At 69.0% G+C, this 17,849-nt stretch carries 24 protein-coding genes; 17 read left to right on the forward strand and 7 right to left on the reverse strand.

Annotated elements, in window-relative coordinates:
• The first annotated feature begins 18 nt into the window (after nt 1-18).
• From hisB to pal, 13 genes are all read left to right on the forward strand, one after another.
• The gene (gene hisB / locus ACE3QC_RS11195; RefSeq protein ID WP_374408243.1) at nt 19-612 is read left to right on the forward strand and encodes an imidazoleglycerol-phosphate dehydratase HisB; all 594 of its coding nucleotides are present in this window, start codon (nt 19-21) and stop codon (nt 610-612) included.
• Nucleotides 605-1,225, forward strand: coding sequence for an imidazole glycerol phosphate synthase subunit HisH (gene hisH / locus ACE3QC_RS11200; protein ID WP_374408245.1), 621 nt, complete (start codon nt 605-607; stop codon nt 1,223-1,225). Before hisB ends, hisH begins: the two co-directional genes overlap by 8 nt.
• Nucleotides 1,222-1,950, forward strand: coding sequence for a 1-(5-phosphoribosyl)-5-[(5-phosphoribosylamino)methylideneamino]imidazole-4-carboxamide isomerase (gene hisA, locus ACE3QC_RS11205; RefSeq protein WP_374408247.1), 729 nt, complete (start codon nt 1,222-1,224; stop codon nt 1,948-1,950). Before hisH ends, hisA begins: the two co-directional genes overlap by 4 nt.
• Nucleotides 1,947-2,708: an imidazole glycerol phosphate synthase subunit HisF gene (hisF, locus tag ACE3QC_RS11210; RefSeq protein ID WP_374408249.1), complete on the forward strand. Its 762-nt coding sequence runs from the start codon at nt 1,947-1,949 to the stop codon at nt 2,706-2,708. Before hisA ends, hisF begins: the two co-directional genes overlap by 4 nt.
• Nucleotides 2,709-2,793: 85 nt before the next feature.
• Nucleotides 2,794-2,976: a PEP-CTERM sorting domain-containing protein gene (locus ACE3QC_RS11215; protein WP_374408251.1), complete on the forward strand. Its 183-nt coding sequence runs from the start codon at nt 2,794-2,796 to the stop codon at nt 2,974-2,976.
• A gap of 32 nt (nt 2,977-3,008) precedes the next feature.
• Nucleotides 3,009-3,323 carry a phosphoribosyl-ATP diphosphatase gene (locus ACE3QC_RS11220; RefSeq protein ID WP_374408253.1) on the forward strand — a complete coding sequence of 105 codons (315 nt, stop codon included), beginning with the start codon at nt 3,009-3,011 and terminating at the stop codon, nt 3,321-3,323.
• Entirely contained in the window at nt 3,323-3,700 is a 378-nt protein-coding gene (locus tag ACE3QC_RS11225; protein ID WP_374408539.1) for a histidine triad nucleotide-binding protein, read from the forward strand. Before ACE3QC_RS11220 ends, ACE3QC_RS11225 begins: the two co-directional genes overlap by 1 nt.
• A gap of 57 nt (nt 3,701-3,757) precedes the next feature.
• Entirely contained in the window at nt 3,758-4,219 is a 462-nt protein-coding gene (locus ACE3QC_RS11230; protein ID WP_374408255.1) for a YbgC/FadM family acyl-CoA thioesterase, read from the forward strand.
• Nucleotides 4,216-4,911: a protein TolQ gene (gene tolQ / locus ACE3QC_RS11235; protein ID WP_374408257.1), complete on the forward strand. Its 696-nt coding sequence runs from the start codon at nt 4,216-4,218 to the stop codon at nt 4,909-4,911. The genes ACE3QC_RS11230 and tolQ overlap by 4 nt, the downstream gene beginning before the upstream one ends.
• 1 nt (nt 4,912) lies before the next feature.
• Nucleotides 4,913-5,362 (forward strand): ExbD/TolR family protein, encoded by a 450-nt coding sequence (locus ACE3QC_RS11240; RefSeq protein ID WP_374408259.1) that lies wholly within the window; start codon nt 4,913-4,915, stop codon nt 5,360-5,362.
• Between the two features lie 11 nt (nt 5,363-5,373).
• Nucleotides 5,374-6,192: an energy transducer TonB gene (locus tag ACE3QC_RS11245; protein WP_374408261.1), complete on the forward strand. Its 819-nt coding sequence runs from the start codon at nt 5,374-5,376 to the stop codon at nt 6,190-6,192.
• On the forward strand, nt 6,189-7,631 hold the full coding sequence (tolB, locus tag ACE3QC_RS11250; RefSeq protein WP_374408263.1) for a Tol-Pal system beta propeller repeat protein TolB: 1,443 nt from the start codon (nt 6,189-6,191) through the stop codon (nt 7,629-7,631). Before ACE3QC_RS11245 ends, tolB begins: the two co-directional genes overlap by 4 nt.
• Nucleotides 7,632-7,690: 59 nt before the next feature.
• On the forward strand, nt 7,691-8,200 hold the full coding sequence (pal, locus tag ACE3QC_RS11255; protein WP_374408265.1) for a peptidoglycan-associated lipoprotein Pal: 510 nt from the start codon (nt 7,691-7,693) through the stop codon (nt 8,198-8,200).
• A gap of 43 nt (nt 8,201-8,243) precedes the next feature.
• On the opposite strand, the gene ACE3QC_RS11260 is transcribed toward pal, so the two are convergent.
• On the reverse strand, nt 8,244-8,390 hold the full coding sequence (locus ACE3QC_RS11260) for a hypothetical protein (protein ID WP_374408267.1): 147 nt from the start codon (nt 8,388-8,390) through the stop codon (nt 8,244-8,246).
• 168 nt (nt 8,391-8,558) lie between these two features.
• On the opposite strand from ACE3QC_RS11260, the gene ACE3QC_RS11265 reads away from it, so the two are divergent.
• Nucleotides 8,559-9,092, forward strand: a complete 534-nt coding sequence (locus ACE3QC_RS11265; RefSeq protein WP_374408269.1) for a J domain-containing protein — start codon at nt 8,559-8,561, stop codon at nt 9,090-9,092.
• Between the two features lie 22 nt (nt 9,093-9,114).
• The gene (locus tag ACE3QC_RS11270) at nt 9,115-10,248 is read left to right on the forward strand and encodes an energy transducer TonB (RefSeq protein ID WP_374408271.1); all 1,134 of its coding nucleotides are present in this window, start codon (nt 9,115-9,117) and stop codon (nt 10,246-10,248) included.
• Here ACE3QC_RS11270 and ACE3QC_RS11275 read toward each other — a convergent pair.
• From ACE3QC_RS11275 to ACE3QC_RS11290, 4 genes are all read right to left on the reverse strand, one after another.
• Nucleotides 10,242-11,144, reverse strand: a complete 903-nt coding sequence (locus ACE3QC_RS11275) for a RimK family alpha-L-glutamate ligase (RefSeq protein WP_374408272.1) — start codon at nt 11,142-11,144, stop codon at nt 10,242-10,244. The two genes, ACE3QC_RS11270 and ACE3QC_RS11275, sit on opposite strands and share 7 nt — an antisense overlap.
• Before the next feature lie 5 nt (nt 11,145-11,149).
• Entirely contained in the window at nt 11,150-12,469 is a 1,320-nt protein-coding gene (locus ACE3QC_RS11280) for a cystathionine gamma-synthase family protein (protein ID WP_374408274.1), read from the reverse strand.
• Nucleotides 12,470-12,623: 154 nt separating this feature from the next.
• Nucleotides 12,624-14,108: an SLC13 family permease gene (locus ACE3QC_RS11285; RefSeq protein ID WP_374408276.1), complete on the reverse strand. Its 1,485-nt coding sequence runs from the start codon at nt 14,106-14,108 to the stop codon at nt 12,624-12,626.
• A gap of 94 nt (nt 14,109-14,202) precedes the next feature.
• Entirely contained in the window at nt 14,203-14,769 is a 567-nt protein-coding gene (locus ACE3QC_RS11290) for a hypothetical protein (RefSeq protein WP_374408277.1), read from the reverse strand.
• A gap of 151 nt (nt 14,770-14,920) precedes the next feature.
• Here ACE3QC_RS11290 and ACE3QC_RS11295 point away from each other — a divergent pair, with 151 nt between their 5' ends.
• On the forward strand, nt 14,921-15,589 hold the full coding sequence (locus ACE3QC_RS11295) for a hypothetical protein (RefSeq protein ID WP_374408279.1): 669 nt from the start codon (nt 14,921-14,923) through the stop codon (nt 15,587-15,589).
• Nucleotides 15,590-15,609: 20 nt separating this feature from the next.
• Here ACE3QC_RS11295 and infC read toward each other — a convergent pair whose 3' ends face one another.
• Nucleotides 15,610-16,089: a translation initiation factor IF-3 gene (infC, locus tag ACE3QC_RS11300; protein WP_374408281.1), complete on the reverse strand. Its 480-nt coding sequence runs from the start codon at nt 16,087-16,089 to the stop codon at nt 15,610-15,612.
• 140 nt (nt 16,090-16,229) lie between these two features.
• Nucleotides 16,230-16,922, reverse strand: coding sequence for a ligase-associated DNA damage response endonuclease PdeM (gene pdeM / locus ACE3QC_RS11305; protein ID WP_374408283.1), 693 nt, complete (start codon nt 16,920-16,922; stop codon nt 16,230-16,232).
• A 46-nt stretch (nt 16,923-16,968) separates the two neighbouring features.
• On the opposite strand from pdeM, the gene hemF reads away from it, so the two are divergent.
• Nucleotides 16,969-17,835 (forward strand): oxygen-dependent coproporphyrinogen oxidase, encoded by an 867-nt coding sequence (hemF, locus tag ACE3QC_RS11310; protein ID WP_374408285.1) that lies wholly within the window; start codon nt 16,969-16,971, stop codon nt 17,833-17,835.
• Nucleotides 17,836-17,849 lie beyond the last annotated feature (14 nt).

Consider the following 17,849-nt stretch of genomic DNA (forward strand, 5'->3'; position numbering starts at 1 on the left):
GCGTATAGCGCCGCAGACATGCGCAAGGGCAGGATCGAGCGGAAGACGGCGGAAACCGCGATCGCGGTCGAGGTGAACCTCGACGGCAGCGGCACCTATTCGGTTTCCACCGGGATCGGTTTCCTCGACCACATGGTCGAGCAGTTCTCCCGCCATTCGCTGATCGACGTGACGATGACGGTCGAGGGCGACCTGCACGTCGACCAGCACCACACGACCGAGGACAGCGCGATCGCGTTGGGCCAGGCGCTGAGCGATGCGCTGGCCGACAAGGCGGGCATCGCCCGCTACGGCCAGGCCTATTCGCCGATGGACGAGACGCTGGCACGCGTCGCGCTCGATATCTCGGGGCGGCCCTACCTCGTGTGGCGCGCGGGCTTCAGCCAGACGCGGCTGGGCGAGTGGGACACCGAACTGATCGAGCACTGGTTCCACTCGGTCGCGCAGGCCGCCGGGATCACGCTGCACGTGGAGCTGCTCTACGGCACCAACAACCACCACATCTGCGAGGCGATCTACAAAGGCTTCGCCCGCGCGATGCGGCAGGCGGTGGAGATCGACCCGCGCAAGGGCGGCGCGATTCCCTCGACGAAGGGCCAGCTCGGTGGCTGAGCGCGTCGCGCTGATCGATTACGGCGCGGGGAATCTCAGGTCTGTCGAGAACGCGCTGCGCACCGTGGGCGCGGATGTGCGGGTGACCGCCGACCCCGATGCGGTGCGCGGGGCGGAGCGGATCGTGCTGCCGGGCGTCGGTTCCTTCGCGGCATGTGCGCACGGCCTGCGGGCGATCGACGGGCTGGTCGAGGCGCTGGAGGAGCGGGTCCGCGCCGGCGGCGCGCCGTTTCTCGGTATCTGCGTGGGGATGCAACTGCTGGCGGAGCGCGGGCTGGAGCACGGCGCGACGCCCGGCCTCGGCTGGATCGCGGGCGAAGTGCGCGAAATCGCGCGGACCGACCCGGCGATCAAGGTGCCGCACATGGGCTGGAACGACGTCGCCCCCAGCGCGCACGCCGGGCCGGTGCTGGCGGCGGGCGAGGCCTATTACCTGCATTCGTATCACTTCGCCGCGTCCGAGCCGCACGACATCGCGGCGATGACCGACCACGGCGGCGGAATCGTCGCGGCGGTCGCGCGCGACACTGTGCTGGGCGTGCAGTTCCATCCCGAAAAGAGCCAGGCCTACGGGTTGGAGATGCTCGCCCGCTTCATGGAGTGGAAGCCATGATCGTCTTCCCCGCGATCGACCTCAAGGGCGGGCAGGTCGTGCGCCTGGCCGAAGGCGACATGGCGCGCGCCACCGTCTACGGCGACGATCCCGCAGCGCAGGCCATGCTGTTCGCCGAGGCGGGCGCGGGCCACCTGCATGTGGTCGACCTCGACGGATCGTTCGCCGGGCGGGCGGAGAATCGCGCGGCGGTCGAGGCGATCGTCGCGGCCTTTCCCGGCTACGTCCAGCTCGGCGGCGGCATCCGCACGCGCGCGGCGGTGGAGGGGTGGTTCGATCTCGGCGTGGCGCGCATCGTGATGGGCACCGCCGCGCTGAAGGACCCGCAGTTCGTGCGCGACATGGCGGGTGAGTTCGCGGGCGGCATCGTGGTCGCGGTCGATGCGAGGGACGGCATGGTCGCGACCGAGGGCTGGGCCGAGGTGTCGGACGTGCCGGTGGCCGATCTCGCGCGCCGGTTCGAGGATGCCGGGGTCGCGAGCCTGCTGTTCACCGATATCGGGCGCGACGGGCTGCTGAAAGGCTGCAACGTCGATGCGACGGTGGACCTCGCGCGCCGGGTCGACATTCCGGTGATCGCCAGCGGCGGGGTCAAGGGCCTGTCCGACATCCGCCTGCTGGCGCTGCACGAAGGCGACGGGATCGAAGGCGTTATCACCGGCCGCGCGCTCTATGACGGACGGCTCGATCTGGCGACGGCGCTGGCTATGGCGGGCGGGGCGTGACGGTTCGCATTCGCGTCATTCCCTGTCTCGACGTGGCCCAGGGGCGCGTGGTGAAGGGGGTGAACTTCGTCGATCTGCGGGACGCGGGCGATCCAGTCGAGCAGGCGCAGGCCTACGATGCGGCGGGGGCGGACGAGCTGTGCTTCCTCGATATCTCCGCCAGCCACGAAGGGCGCGGGACGTTGCTCGATATCGTGCGGCGCACGGCGGAAGTGTGCTTCATGCCGTTCACCGTGGGCGGCGGGGTACGCACGGCGGAGGATGCGCGCGCGCTGCTGCTGGCGGGGGCGGACAAGGTCGCGGTGAACAGCGCGGCGGTGTCGCGGCCCGAGGTCGTGGCCGAGATCGCCGCGCGCTTCGGCAGCCAGTGCTGCGTCGCTTCGGTCGATGCGCGGCGGGTGAGTGACGGTCGGTGGGAAGTATTTACCCACGGCGGGCGGCGGGGCACCGGGATCGACGCCATCGAACATGCCGCGCGGCTGGCGGAACTGGGCGCGGGCGAACTGCTCGTCACGTCGATGGACGGCGACGGGATGCAAGGCGGATACGACCTCGCGCTGACCCGCGCGATCGCCGATGCGGTGCCGGTGCCGGTGATCGCCAGCGGCGGGGTGGGCACCTTGCAGCATCTCGTCGATGGCGTGACCGAGGGCCATGCGAGCGCGGTGCTCGCCGCCTCGATTTTCCACTTCGGCACGCATTCGATCGCCGAGGCGCACGCCGCGCTGCGCGCCGCCGGGCTGCCTGCGCGCGGTTAACTGGCTGGCGCCGACAGTGCCATGGCGGGACGGGGCTGGGTTCGCGCTTGTCCGGTCCGGACAAACGCGCTCTTCCGCAGCCGTCATGCGCGCCGCACCATTCGCCCTCCTATTGATTGCCGCTCCGGTGCAGGCCGGTGCCGGGACGCCGATTCCCGAACCGTCGAACCTCGCGCTGTTCGGCCTCGGGCTCGCCGGGCTGGTGATCGGACGGCGCATGGCGGCACGCCGCAAGTCTCCCGACAAGGATCGGTCGGGCAGGGATTGACCCGCCACCGCGCCGTCCGCATGGATGGCGCGATGGACGCGCTTTCCCGCCTCGAACGCACGATCGCCGAGCGCCGCGGCGCCGATCCACAAGCCAGCTACGTCGCGCAGCTGCACGACCGCGGCGTGCCCGTGATCGCTCGCAAGGTGGGCGAGGAAGCGGTCGAGGCCGCCGTCGCCGCGCTCGCGGGCAGCCGCGAGGAGCTGGTGGGCGAAGCCGCCGACGTGTTGTTCCACCTGATGGTCCTGTTGTCGGCCAAGGACATTCCGCTGGCCGAGGTGCTGGCGGAACTGGACCGGCGCGAGGGCGTCTCGGGTCTCGAGGAAAAAGCCAGCCGGAGCGAATGATGCCGATCGACGCGACCAGACCCTACGACGACGACAACGTGTTCGCCAAAGTGTTGCGCGGCGAGATCCCCGCGAACACCGTCTACGAAGACGAATGGGCGCTCGCGTTCGAGGATATCTCGCCGCAGGCCGAGATTCACACGCTGGTGATCCCCAAGGGCAGGTACGTGAGCTGGGACGATTTCACCGCCAAGGCGAGCGAGGCGGAGATCGCCGGGTTCGTGCGCGCGGTGGGCAAGGTCGCGCGCGACAAGGGGCTGGTCGAGCCCGGATATCGCCTGATGGTCAACCTCGGGCAGCACGGCGGGCAGGAGATCCCGCACCTCCACGTCCACGTCTTCGGTGGCGAGCCGCTGGGGCGGATGATCGCGAAATAGGCACGGGTCACGGTTTCGTTTGCTCGGCGAGTCCCGCTTCCGCTAGGGGCGTTGCAGATGCGTAACAGCCCGACACCCCCCGGCGGCCTGATCGACGGCACGCGCCACCTCTACGCGGTGCGCGTCTATTACGAGGATACCGACCTGTCGGGCGTGACCTACCACGCCAACTATCTGCGCTGGTTTGAACGCGCCCGGTCCGATCTGCTGCGCCTGCTGGAGATCGACCAGCGCGCCGCGATCGAGGCGGGCGAGGGCGCCTATGCGGTCGCCGACCTCGCGATCCGTTATCTGCGCCCGGCGAAGCTCGACGACGACGTGACGATCGAGACGCGCTGCACGCAGTTGCGCGCGGCGAGCTGCCGGATGCACCAGCGCGCGCTGAGGGGCGACGACCTGCTGACCGATGCGACCCTGCGCGTCGGCTTCGTCGCGCCCGACGGCCGCCCGCGCCGCCAGCCGCAGTCGTGGCAACACGCTTTCCAGACTCTACTCACCAGCGAAGAAGAAGCTCTATGATCCTTTCGCAACTCGCCGCGGCCGCGCCCAACCGGCTCGACCCGGTGCAACTGTTCCTCGATGCCGACATCATCGTCCAGCTCGTGATGATCGGGCTGCTCGCGGCCAGCGTGTGGACGTGGACGATCATCGTCTCGTTCTCGATGCGCATGGGCGGCATCCACCGCCGCGCCAGCGAGTTCGAGGCGGAATTCTGGCGCACCGACGATTTCGACGGTTTCATGAAGCATCATGCCAAGCAGAACGTCCCGGTCGCGCGGATCGCGGGCGCGGGGATGGCCGAATGGCGCCGCTCGACCAAGGGCGGGGTGAAGGACCGCGAAGGGCTGCGCGAGCGCGTGGCGCAGGCGATGGAAGGGCAGGTCGCGGAAGAGGCGGACACGCTCGCCGCGCGGCTCACTTTCCTCGCCACGGTCGGCTCGGTCGCGCCGTTCGTGGGCCTGTTCGGCACCGTGTGGGGCATCATGAACAGCTTCTTCCAGATCGGGGCGCAGGAATCGAGCTCGCTCGCGGTCGTCGCGCCGGGCATCTCGGAAGCGCTGTTCGCCACCGCGATCGGCCTGTTCGCCGCGATCCCCTCGGTCATCGCCTACAATCGCTTCAGCCATTCGGTGAACGCGATGGAGGCGCGCCTGCAGCGCTTCGCCGATCGCTTCCACGCCAGCCTCAGCCGCCAGCTGGAGCGGATGTAACATGGCGATGGGACTGGCCGGATCGGGCAGGCGTGCGCGCGGGCGCGGCAGCCGGCGCACGCCGATGGCGGAGATCAACGTCACGCCGTTCGTCGACGTGATGCTGGTGCTGCTGATCATCTTCATGGTCACCGCGCCGATGCTGACCGCGGGCGTGCCGGTCGACCTGCCCGACAGCCGCGCCAACGCGCTGCCGCAAGAGCAGCAGGAAATCACCGTCTCGATCACCGGCGACGGCATGATCTATCTCGACGATGTCGGGCTGGCGCCGGGCGAACTGCCCGAGCGGCTCGCGAACGCGGGCTGCGACGTGGGCGAAGGGCGGCAGATAACGCTGCGCGCCGACCGCACGCTCGACTACGGCCGGGTGATGGGCGTGATGGGCGAGCTCAACCGCGCGGGCTGCAACCGCATCTCGCTGGTCACCCACGGTTCAGTTTCGGCTCCATAGCTGGCTGAAAGATGGCAAGCGTCGCTCTGACCCGCGAAGAAAGGATCGGCCTCGGCATCGCCGTGGTGCTGCATGTCGCACTCGTCGTGCTGCTGCTGATCCAGCCGCGCGTCGCCGAGCCGCCACCGATCCCCGAACGGATGACGGTGAGCCTGGCCGAAGACGTGGGGCCGGTTTCGGTCTCGCCCGATCCGGTGGCCGAAAGCCGCGCCGCGATCGCCCCGACGCTGAGCGAGCGGCCGATGCCGATGCCCGAGCCGGTGCAGGACCAGCCGCGGCCGGTGGAAGTCGAGCGGCCCGCACCGCCCGAACGCCCGCAGCCGCGCGCCACCAGCGCGCCGCGCGAACGGCCCGCGCCGCGCCGCGAACCTACGCCCCGGCGCGAAACCCGCCCCGAGCCGCGCCCGGCGCAGGAGCGCAGCGGCGGCAGCCGGATCGGCAGCGACTTCCTCGGCGGTTCGGGATCGAGCACGACGACCGAGGAGACGCGCGTTCCCGCCAGCCAGATCGGCGCGAGCGCCAAGGCCTCGATCATCCAGGCGATCATCCGCCAGATCAAGCCGCACTGGTCCGCCCCGCAGGGGGCCGACGCGGACCAGCTCGTATCGATCCTTTCCTTCCGGCTGAACGAGGACGGGAGCCTTTCGGGCACCCCGCGCGTAGTCAGCCAATCGGGCGAAACGGCATCGAACCGGCCGCAGAAGGCGCTCCACGCCGAACGCGCGGTGCGCGCGGTGCAGCTCGCCGCACCGTTCGACCTGCCGCCCGAATACTACAACGCCTGGAAGTCGATCGACGGCGCCAGATTCGACAGGAACCTTTCGCGATGAAGCCGATCCTAGCCCTCGTTTCCCTCGCCCTGTTCGCCGCGCCCGCCGCCGCGCAGGATGCACCGCCGCCGCAACCGGTGCCGGCCCAGCCCGCGCCGACCGCGTCCGCGCAGGACCTCGGCACGCCCTTACCGACCGGCGGCGAAGTGGAGACGATCGAGCAGCAGGACAGCGGGCTGACCTTCACCGTCACCGACGAGAGCGAGTGGCAGGATCTGGGCATCGCGATCCCCGGCTTCGCGACCGACCGCGATGCGCCGACCCCGGCCAATTCCTCGGGTACCGCCGCGCTGGGCAAGGAACTGGCGCGCGTGGTGTTCAACGATCTGCGCAACAACGGGCTGTTCAAGCCGGTCGGGCCGGATTCGCTACCCCAGCCGACTTTCCCGCAGATCACCGCGCCCAACTGGCCCACGTGGTCGAGCCGGGGCGCGGAAATGCTCGTCCACGGATACGTCCGCGCGCGTGACGACGGGCAGCTGATCGTCGGCTGCTATCTCTACGACATGGCGCTGCAGAGCGAGCTGGTGCGCGAAGGCTGGGTCGTGCCCCCGGCGGACTGGCGGCGCGCGGCGCACAAGTGCTCCGATCTCGTCTATTCGCGCCTGTCGGGCGAAGACCCGTTCTTCGACAGCCGCATCGCCTATATCGCCGAGACCGGGCCGAAGGATAACCGGGTCAAGCGTCTGGCGATCATGGATTCGGACGGGGCGAACCACCGCTTCATCACCACCGGCCGTTCGACCGCGCTCACCCCGCGCTATTCGCCCGACTACCGCAAGCTGCTGTACCTTTCGTACGTCGACGGCAATCCGCGGCTCTACATCTACGATATCGGCAGCGGCCGTCAGACGCTGGTGACCGAGAGCGCCAATCCCACCTTCGCTCCGCGCTGGAGCCCGGATGGACGCTGGATCCTTTATTCCATGGCGGTCGCGGGCAATACCGACATCTACCGCGTGTCGGTGCAGGGCGGCGAAAGCGTGCGGCTGACCAACGCGCCGGGCATCGACATCGGCGGATCGTATTCGCCCGATGGTAACCGGATCGTGTTCGAGAGCGACCGTTCGGGTGGGCAGCAGATCTACATCATGAACGCCGATGGATCGAACCAGCAGCGCATCTCGTTCTTCGGCGGGCGCGCGGCGACGCCGGAATGGAGCCCGCGCGGCGACCAGATCGCCTTCACCCGCATCGCCGGCGACTTCAACGTCGCCGTGATGAGCCCCAACGGCCGCAACATGCGCACGCTGACCGGCGGCTGGCAGGACGAGGCACCGACCTGGAGCCCCAACGGCCGGATCATCCAGTTCTTCCGCACCGAGCGCAACTCTGGCAAGAGTCAGCTGTGGCAGGTCGATCTGACGGGGCGCAACGAACGGCGTCTGCCGACACCAGTGGATGCGTCGGACCCGGCATGGGGACCGATTCTGCCGTAGAAGCATTTGAGAAAGTACTGCGGGGGTCGCACCCAATTTTTGGTATGAGGGAAACGTCCATGAACACACGCTTCGTCACCATCGCCGTTATTGCCGGCGCCACCGCCCTGGCCGGGTGCAAGAAGGAACCGCCCGAATCGCTTCCGCCCGAGCCCGCTCCGACGACTTCGACCCCGGCACCCACCACGCCGACCGGTCCGGTGCTCGGCACGCAGGAGCATTTCGAGAATGCGGTGAACGGGCAGAACGTGATCTATTTCGATACCGATCGCTACAACATCGACAGCGCCGATCAGGCCGCTCTGCAAACGCAGGCGCAGTATCTGGCGCAGTACGCGAACATCATGATCACCGTCGAAGGCCATGCCGACGAACGCGGCACGCGCGAATACAACCTCGCGCTGGGCGAGCGCCGTGCGAACGCGGCCAAGAACTACCTCGTCAGCATCGGCGTGCCCGCGAACCGCGTGCGCACGGTGAGCTACGGCAAGGAACGCCCGGTCGCGCTGGGTTCGAACGAGCAGGCATGGGCGCAGAATCGCCGCGCCGTCAGCGTCGTCGTCAACTGATCGGAGCCGGTCGCGCTGCGCCCCGTGGCGTGGCGCGGCCGGTTCAGCCGCCGATGGCGGCCGTCATCGCCAGCGGCGCCACCACGTCCGCATCGCCGGCGATGGTGTTCGTGCCCGAGCCGCTCGCGAGCACGAACAGCGCCATCACGAGCGCGCAGATGGTAGCTGAAAAGGCGAGTTGGCGGCTCATGTCGTGTCCGGTGGCGTCTTTGCGCGCCGTGCTAGCCGCGCAAACATGAACGCCGTGTTGCGGTGCAATATTTTTTCGCTTCCGTCCGTCTGCACCTTGCCGCCGCGCCGGTGATCCTTACAATTTGCCTCGCATGATCCTCGCTCTCAACCCGTCGCGGGCGCCGGCATGAGCCGCGCGCGCCGCTCCCTCGATTGGGGCTTCCCGCGCTGGCGCCCCTATGGCGCATCGCGCGAGGCGACGACTGTGCGCCTGTGCGATCGCCACGGATGCGAGGAGCCGGGCGATTGCCCCGCGCCCAAGTCCCCCAACAGCCCCGAGCGGTGGTATTTCTGCCAGCGCCACGCGGCCGAATACAATTCGAAGTGGGACTACTTCGAAGGGCTCGACAAGGCGGAAAAAGCCGCGCGCGCCAAGGCGGAGCAGGCCGAGAGCGCAGGGTATGCAGAGGCGCAGCACTACGGCTGGAGCGGCAGCGGCGACGGCTCGCGCTCGGCGGACGAGATGCGCGCGCTCGAAGTGCTGGGGCTGGAAGCGGATGCGGACATCGCCGCCGTCAAGAAAGCCTACCGCGCCCACGCGAAGGAAGTGCACCCCGACGTGCGGCCCGGCGACGCCGAAGCCGCGAAGCGCTTCCAGGCCTACCAGACCGCCTACGAAGTGCTGAAACAGGCCGAAGAACGGCGGGAGTGGAAGGGCTGAGGCGACAACCGGGGGACATACGATGAGAGGATGGATTGCGATTTCGCTGGCGCTGGCGAGCGGAGCGACGGGCACGGCGGCTGCCCGCACGCCGCCGCCGCCGATCGTCGCCTCGCCTGTCGCCGGGGAGAACCAGCGTCTGCTGCTGACATGGCGCGCCGGCGAGGCCCGCTGCAACGACGGCGTCGCCCAACCCGAAGCGCTCCGTCGCCCGCTCAACCGACTGGTGCTGGAAGGGGGACTGAAGCCGGAGGCCGTCACCTACGGTTTCGAGATCGATTCGCGCGGCCGCACCCGGTCGATCGCGAAGATCGGTGAGGGCAATGATCGCATGGTCGATGATGTCGCGCCCGCGCTGGCGGCCAGCCGGTTTGCCCTCGGACGCGCGCGCGCCGGGTGCATCGTCACCTTCACGCCCGAAACCGCCAGTCTGTCCGCCGCGCCGGTGCCCGAACTCGTGTCCTACACCATGAACCCGGGCGCACAGCGGCTGCCGCGCGAAGCGTCCGAGCGGATCGGGGGCGACGGGAATTGCATCGAACGTCCATTCCCCGCGCCGCTGCTGCGGGCCTATCCCGATTTCGAGGCGATCCGCAGAACCCCGGGCGCGCGAGACTGGGCGATGGTGGGCTACGATCTCGACGCCGCGGGCGCGCCGATCGCCACGCGGATCGTCACCGGCACGGGCAACGCGGCGCTCGACCAAGCGGCGCTGGAGGCAGTCGGCGATTCCCGGTTCACGGAAGGTTCGCGCACCGGGTGCCGATACCCTTATTGGCTGGCCCCGGCCGTGCTGGAGGCGCCTGCGATGCCGTCGCGCGATGCGCCGGAGATGGCGGAAAGCGCAGCATGCTCCGATAGGGCGGGATTTACCCAACCGCCGAGGCTGATCCTTCCCGACGCCTATCGCCGCCGGGCGATCGAGGGCTGGGCGATCGTGCGCTACGACGTCGCCACGTGGGGCGACATCGGGAACGTGGAAGTGATCGACGCGCAACCGAGCGAAGACTTCGGCAAACAGGCGGTGCAGATGCTGGCGATGGCGAAGTTGCCGGCCTCGACCAGCGGCATGACGGGATGCGTCGACCGCGTCCTCTTCCAGATGCCCACGCGCGGGCGGAGCGCCGAGAACGAGGAAACGATCGCCGCCTACTGAAGGCGCGCCAGTTCCAACCGCTCCACCAGCGCTTCGGCCAGTCGTTCGCCCAGTTCGGGACCTTGGTCGGGATAGAGATACGGCTCGATCAGTTCGCATTCCATCACCGCCGGTTCGTCCGAGGGCAGGCGGGCCATGTCGACGCGGGCGTAGAGCAGGTCGGCGAAGGGGAGCGCAGCGATCACGGCTTGCGCGGTGGCGAGGTCTTGCTCGCTCGGGTAATGGGCCGCTTCGGCGCCGCCGAACAGCGACTGGACCCTGTATTCGCCGGTCGCCGGGCGCTTTTGGACCGCGTGCGAGAACTGCCCGCCGATGAAGACGAAGGTGAATTCGCCCTCGCTTTCGATCGCGGGCAGGAACGGCTGGATCATCGCCGCGCGGCCCATGCGCCAGCCTTCATCCGGCAAGGCGTCGCGCGTGAAGCTGTGCTGGCCGAGGCCACCCGCGCCGACCTGCCGCTTCACCACCACGCGGTCGACGGCGAACGCATCCATCGCGGCTACGATCTCGGCGCGGCCCGGATCATCGTGCCATTTCGTCGGGATCACGGTCACACCGGCATCGGCGAGCGCGCGCAGGTAGCGCTTGTCGAGGTTCCAGCGCACGACCTCGGGCGGGTTGCACGCCGCCACGCCGCGCGCCGCCAGCGCATCGAGCCGGGCGACGAATTCCGCCGCGCTATCCTGATAGTCCCACGCCGTGCCGAGCAGCACCGCGGCCAGCCCGTCGAAATCGGCCAGCGGCGCGCGCCAGTCGATCTCCACCAGGTCCATGCCCCGATCGGCGAAGGCGGGCCGCAGCGCGGCGACCTCGAGATCGTGCTCGAAAGCGTCGCCGCGCCGCGGGGCCGAACCGGGCAGCGTTTCCGCGCAGGCGAGGAAGCCGACCCGGCGCACGGCTGTCAGACCGCTTCCAGCGCCTGTTCGAAATCGGCGATCAGGTCGTCCGCGTCCTCGATCCCGATCGAGATGCGCACGAGGTTGTCCGAAATGCCCAGCTCCGCCCGGCGCCCCTGCGGCACCGAGAGATGCGTCATCGAGGCGGGGTGGCTGGCGAGCGTCTCCGTGCCGCCGAGGCTGACCGCGAGCTTGGCGACCTTCAGCGCGTCGAGGAAGCGGAAGCATTCGGCCTCGCCGCCGCGGATGAACAGCGAGAAGGTCGACCCCGCGCCCGAGCAGTGCCGCTCGTAGATGTCCTGCTGGCGCGCGTCCTTGATCGTGCCGAGGTAGCCGAGCCCTTCGACCTTGGCGTGCCCGGCGAGGTATTCGCAGACCTTCGCCGCATTCTCGCCCGCGCGCTGCATCCTGAGTTCGACCGTCTCGAGCGAACGCAGCAGCATCCACGCGGTGTTGGGATCGGCGATGCCGCCCATCGTGTTGCGCAGCGCGCGCACCGGGTCCATCCATGTCTTTGCGCCCGCGACGCTGCCCGCGACGAGATCGGAATGGCCGCCGACGTACTTGGTCAGCGAATAGCAGACGATGTCCGCCCCGTTGTCGAGCGGGCGCTGCCACAGCGGGCCGAGGAAGGTGTTGTCGATCGCGATCGGGGTTATCGCCGGGTCGAGCGCCGCGTCGCGGGCGTCGCGCACGGCCTCCACGTCGACCAGCGCATTGGTCGGGTTGCCGGGGCTCTCCAAGTAGATCATCGCGACCTTGCCGCCGTTTTCGTCGGCCTGCGCCTTCGCCCTGGCGAGCACCGCGTCAAGCCGTTCGCGCGTCGCGCCCGCCGGGAAATCGATGTAGGTCACGCCGAACTTCGACAGCACCTTGGCGACGAAGCCTTCGCTCGCGGCGTAGAGCGGGCCCGAATGGACGATCACGTCGCCCGCCGAGCAATAGGCCAGCATCAGCACGCAAATCGCGGTCATGCCGCTGGAGAACGACAGCGCATCCTCCGCCCCGTCCCAGATGGCGAGACGATCTTCGAGGATTTCCTGGTTCGGCCCGTTGAAGCGCGAATAGACGAGGCCTTCGGCGCCGCCGGGGCGCAGGCCGGTGATGCCTTCGAAGTGGCGCTTGCCCGCCGCCGCGCTCTCGAACGCGAACGTGCTGGTGAGGAAGATCGGGGGCTTCAATGAACCTTCGGACAGTGTCGGCTCGTAGCCGTGGCCCATCATCAGTGTGCTGGGCTTCAACTGACGGCCGTCGATCTTGGTGACCTCCGGCTTCGGGTTGCGGCGCGGAGTGGGCTTGTCGATGGAATCGATCGCGTCGGGCATGGGATGTCCTTCCTTGCGTCACGCTCCCAGGAAGGCAGGAGCCGAATGGCGGGCCACGCGGCGCCCGCTCCTAACCTCCGCAGGAACGCCTCTCCGCATGGATGCCGTAACGGCGATGGCGAATATCGCCGGGCGGGGCGATTTTCAACACGCGTCAGCCGACGAGCGCGGCCATCCCCCAGACGCATGCGACGATCAGGAATATTCCGGCGATATCGAGCAGCACGCCCGCCCCGACCATGCGCTCGATTCGGATATGTCCGGTCGACCAGGCGATCGCGTTGGGCCCGGTCCCCGCCGGCAGCATGAAGCCCCAGCTCGCCGCGAGCGCGGCGGGCATCGCGAGCAGGACCGGATCGGCCCCGAGCGCGACGACGAGGCTGGCGACGACCGGGATGATCGCGCTGGCGGTGGCGACGTTGCTGGCGAATTCGGTGATCAGCACGACCATCGCCACCATCGCCAGCGCGACGACCACCAGCGGCAGCGCCTCGAGCGGGAGCAGTGCCTGCCCCAGCCAGTCGGCGAGGCCGGAGGCCTGCATCCCCGCGGCCAGCGCCAGCCCGCCGCCGAACATCATGATTACGCCCCACGGCGCACGGTCGGCTTCCTTCCAGAGCAGCAGCGGGCGACCGGTGCCGTCGGGCAGCACGAACAGCGTGAGCGCGGCGATGATCGCGATCGTCCCGTCGGTCCACGAGTTCGCGGGCAGCAGCGGTGCGACGAGAAGCTGGGTGAGCCAGAGCGCGAAGGTGATCGCGATCACCGGCACGAGCCGCTTTTCCGCGCTGGTCCACGGCAAGTGGTCGTCGATCGCGGCACGCGCGGCGTCGATGTCGAACGGGTGTTCGGCCACCCGCTGCACGCGCGCGATGATCCATGCGGCGAGCGGGATGCCGAGGATCACAACCGGAACGCCGTAGATCATCCACTGGGCGAAGGTGATCTGCGTTCCGGTCATGTTGGCGACCAGCGCGACCGCGATCCCGTTGGTCGGCGAACCGACGATCGTGCCGAGCCCGCCGATGCTGGCGGCAAACGCGATGCCCATCGGCAGCGCGCCCGCGAGACCTTCGGTGTTAGCCGTTTCCCCTATTGCTTCGCTGCTCGAGGACGAAGCTCCAGTTGGTCCTATCGCTTCGCTGTTCGAGAACCTGATACCCCCACCCGCGAGCACCGCCAGCGCCATCGGCATCATGATGAGCGCGGTCGAGGTGTTCGAGATCAGCATCGAGAGCAGTGCTGCGCTGACCATGAAGGCGAGCAGCAGCCGCGCCGAGCTGCTCTTGCCGCCGCCGCCGACCGAGCGCAGAATCGCGAGGCTCAACCGCCGGTGGAGCCCGGTGCGCTCGATGGCGAGCGCGATGAACGCGCCGCCCAGCAGCAGGAACAGGATCGGTTCGTAGTAGGCGCTGGCGGCGTCCGCGGCGCCCATCACCCCGGCCAGCGGCATGACCACGAAGGGCATCAGCGCGGTGGCGGTGAGCGGGATCGCCTCCGTCATCCACCACGCCGCCATCAGCAGCACGAGCCCGGCCATGACGAACGCCTCGCGCGGCATGCCCGCGGGCGGAGGGAGGACAATACTCGCGGCAAGCGCCGCCACGCCGATGGCCAGCCCGATCCGCCTTGCGCTCAAATGCCCGGCTCCCCTAGCGCCTCCGCTTGCCGGAGGTCGTCCCCGCGGCACAGTGAAACGCACGCGCGGGGCGCGCAACCGTTATCTTGCGCGGTCAGCCGGGCGCGACGTCGAAGCGGTCGAGGTGCCAGCGCAGTTGCTCGGCGGTCGCGCCGGGGACATCGTTCACGCGGCGCAGCACGGTGGTGCCGGTGAGCGTCTGGCCGTTGCTGCCGGTGATCGTGGTCGGCACTTCGTAATAGATCGAGCCGGCCGCGCCTTCGCTCGTTCCGCCTGGAACCGCGACGGTGATCTCGCCGAAGCCGTCGAACATGCGCGCGAACTCGGCGCGGGTCGTGTTCTGGCGTTGCGCGTCGCTGAGCATGGCGTAGGCTTGGCCGAATTCCTTCAATTCGATCGCGCGGGCGAAGCTCAACAGCACGTTGCGCGCGCCGGCTTCGCCTTTCTCGGCCTCGGGGACCAGTTCGGCCGGAGTCAGGTCGGGACTGCCGTCGTCGGGCATGTCCGCCGAAGGTGCCGGCGCCGGTGTTTCCGGCAAAGGTGCAGGCGCTTCGGGCGCAGTATCGGGCGCGGCCTCGGAGGAGGGGCCGGGGTCGCCGCAAGCGGCGAGCAACAGGGGAACGGCCAGGAGGGAAATGGCGGGGGCCGGGAGGTATTTCATGGCAAATCCTGCGATATTGGGAATGCCCGACCAACCGTCCGGCCAGCCGTGCGGTTCCGCCACCGCCGGGCGGTTCGCGGGCGTTCCGCCGCGAAATCCTGTCGGAGCGCCGAACCGGCGGTTAAGCGAAGGATAAACCGGGCAGTGGCAGATGCGCTGCATGTTGCGCTTCCTCGCCCTTGCCACCTCGCTCGCCGCGCTGCTGATGGCGGCGGTGCCCGTGCCTGCACCCGCCCATGCCGCACCCGCCGAGGCGGCCGCATGGGAAATCGGACCGATCGTGCGCGGGCGAAGCCTGTCGCCGGGCATGCCCGCCAGCGCGCGCCACGAAGGCGGGGCCGCGGTGTTCGACATCCCTTCGCCCAGCCCGCGCGAAGGGCACGTGCATTACGTAACGCGCGCGACCGGGCCGCTCACCGGGGCGGAGCGCATCGTCCTGCGCTATCGCATCGACGGCGAGCCCGGCGTGCGCGTGCTGTCGCAGCAGGACCGCCGGCTGGCAGGCGAGCTGACGCTCTATTTCCAGCGCCGCGGCGACGACTGGAGCGCGCGGGGCCGCTACGGCACCTATCGCTGGTACGCTCCGGCCGCGACGATGGCACCGCTAACGCCGGGGACGCACGAGGTCTCGGTGCCGCTCGATGCCGAATGGAAATCGGTCCACAGCGCCACGCGGACGCAGGCGCCCGAAGACTTCGCCGCATCGCTCGCGAACGCCTCGCGCGTCGGCTTCGTGCTGGGATCGCGCGGCGGGCGCGGGCACGGCGTGTTCGCCACCGCGCCCGCGCGCTTCACGATCCTCGATTTCCGGGTGGAGTGAACGCCGGTCGGCGGTGCGGCTCAGCGCGGTGAAAGCACCATCAGCATCTGGCGCCCTTCGAGGCGGGGAAATGCCTCGACCTTGGCGATTTCCTCGACATCGTCCTGCACGCGCTTGAGCAGGTTCATGCCGAGCTGCTGGTGCGCCATCTCACGCCCGCGGAAACGCAGCGTGACCTTCACCTTGTCGCCCTGTTCGATGAACTTGTTCACGTTGCGCATCTTCACGTCGTAATCGTGTGTGTCGATGTTGGGACGCATCTTGACCTCTTTGATATCCTGGGTCTTCTGCGTCTTGCGCGCGGCGTTCGCTTTCTTCTGCGCCTCGTAGCGGTACTTGCCTACGTCGAGGAACTTGCACACCGGCGGATCGGCGTTGGGCGACACCTCGACCAGGTTAAGGCCGACCTCGGCCGCCTGTTCGATCGCCTCGCGCGTGTACATCACGCCCAGATTCTCGCCCTCGTGGTCGATCACGCGAACCTTGTCGGATTGAATCATGTTGTCGAAGCGCGGGCCGCTTTTCACGGGCGGTTGCAGCGAGCGCCGAGGGGGACGGGCTATGGGGCAGTCTCCTGAGTGTTGCCGTTATTCCAGCCGCCCATGTAGGCGGATCGGCGAAGATTCGCTAGGGGGGACGGCTATGCGGCGCTGCGCCAGAGCGGGAATTGCGCCAGCCTGCCGCGCACGGGCAACACCGCGTCGATCCGCTGGGCAGGCTGCATGGCGCTGCGGATCGCCGGATCGGCGGCGTCCATCCCGCCGGTCAGCGCGCCGAACGCGGGCAGAATCATGCGCCCGCCGGTGCCCGCGCCCTGCGCCACCACCGCGCAGGGGCGGCGGATGCGCCGCTCGCGCACGGTGAGCTGGAGGCGCGGGTGGTAATGGCCCGACAGCTCGGGCCGCGTCTCGCCGCCCAGCGCGCGGTGACGCAGGATCAGCCCGGCGATCTCCAGTTCCTCCGCGATCGTGCCGCCGCTGCGCGCCTCCATCGCCGGGTCGTGGTTGCCGGTGATCCACACCCAGTCGGTCGCGCGCGTCAGCGCCGCAAGCATTCCGGCCGCGTGTTCCTCCAGCCGCGTGCTGCCGTGGCTGTCGTGGAAATTGTCGCCCAGCGTATAGACGCGGCGCGCGCCCGTCTCGCGGATCGCCAGCGCCACGCGCTCCAGCGTCTCGCGGCTGTCGTAGGGCGGCAGCATCTGGCCGTGGCGGGCGTAGAAGCTCGCCTTCTCCAGATGCAGGTCCGCCACCAGCAGCGCCTGCTCGCGCGGCCAGTAGAGCGCGTTGCCGCCGGTCAGGGCGAACTCCTCGCCTGCGAACGAAAGGGGAACCATGCCGCGCTCTTGCCGTGTCCCCGGCGCTTTGGCAAGGGTTCGCACGATGACCGACTGGCAACCCCACACCGCCCGCGCGAAGGACTGGTTCGAGACCCTGCGCGACCAGGTCTGCGCCGAATTCGAGGCGATCGAGCGCGAAGCCGGCTCGGACGCCGCGTTCGAATACATTCCCTGGGCGCGCGAGGAAGAGGGCAACGCGAACCCCGGCGGCGGGGTGCGCGGGGTGATGAAGGGGCAGGTGTTCGAGAAAGTCGGCGTCAACGTCTCGACCGTCCACGGCGCCTTCGCGCCCGAATTCGCGCGCACGATCCACGGGGCGGAGGATAGCCCCGAGTTCACCGCCACCGGCATCAGCCTGGTCGCGCACATGGCCAACCCGCACGTGCCCGCCGTCCACATGAACACCCGGTTCCTGACCACCGCAAAGGCGTGGTTCGGCGGCGGCGCGGACCTCAACCCGCCGATCCCCTACGACGAGGACACGCAGGAATTCCACGCCGCCTTCCGCGCCGCCTGCGCGGGGCACAACCCGACCTATTACGATCGCTTCAGTAAGTGGGCGGAGGATTACTTCTTCATCCCTCACCGCGGCGTGCATCGCGGCGTGGGCGGGATCTTCTACGATCACCTCGAATGCGACGGCGATGATGGGGGCGCGGCGGCGTGGGAGCGCCACTTCGCGTTCACGCAGGACGTCGGCCGCGCCTTCCTCGCGGTGTTCCCGAAGCTGGTGCGCCGCCGGATGGGTGCCGAATTCACGCCGGAGGACAAGCGCGCCCAGCTCGAATGGCGCGGCCGCTACGCCGAATTCAACCTCGTCTACGATCGCGGCACGCTGTTCGGCCTCAAGACCGGCGGCAATATCGATGCGATCCTGATGAGCCTGCCGCCGCAGGCGGAGTGGAACTGACCGCCGCGCCGAAC

It is taken from the genome of Pelagerythrobacter sp. (assembly GCF_041912895.1).
Taxonomy (GTDB): domain Bacteria; phylum Pseudomonadota; class Alphaproteobacteria; order Sphingomonadales; family Sphingomonadaceae; genus Pelagerythrobacter.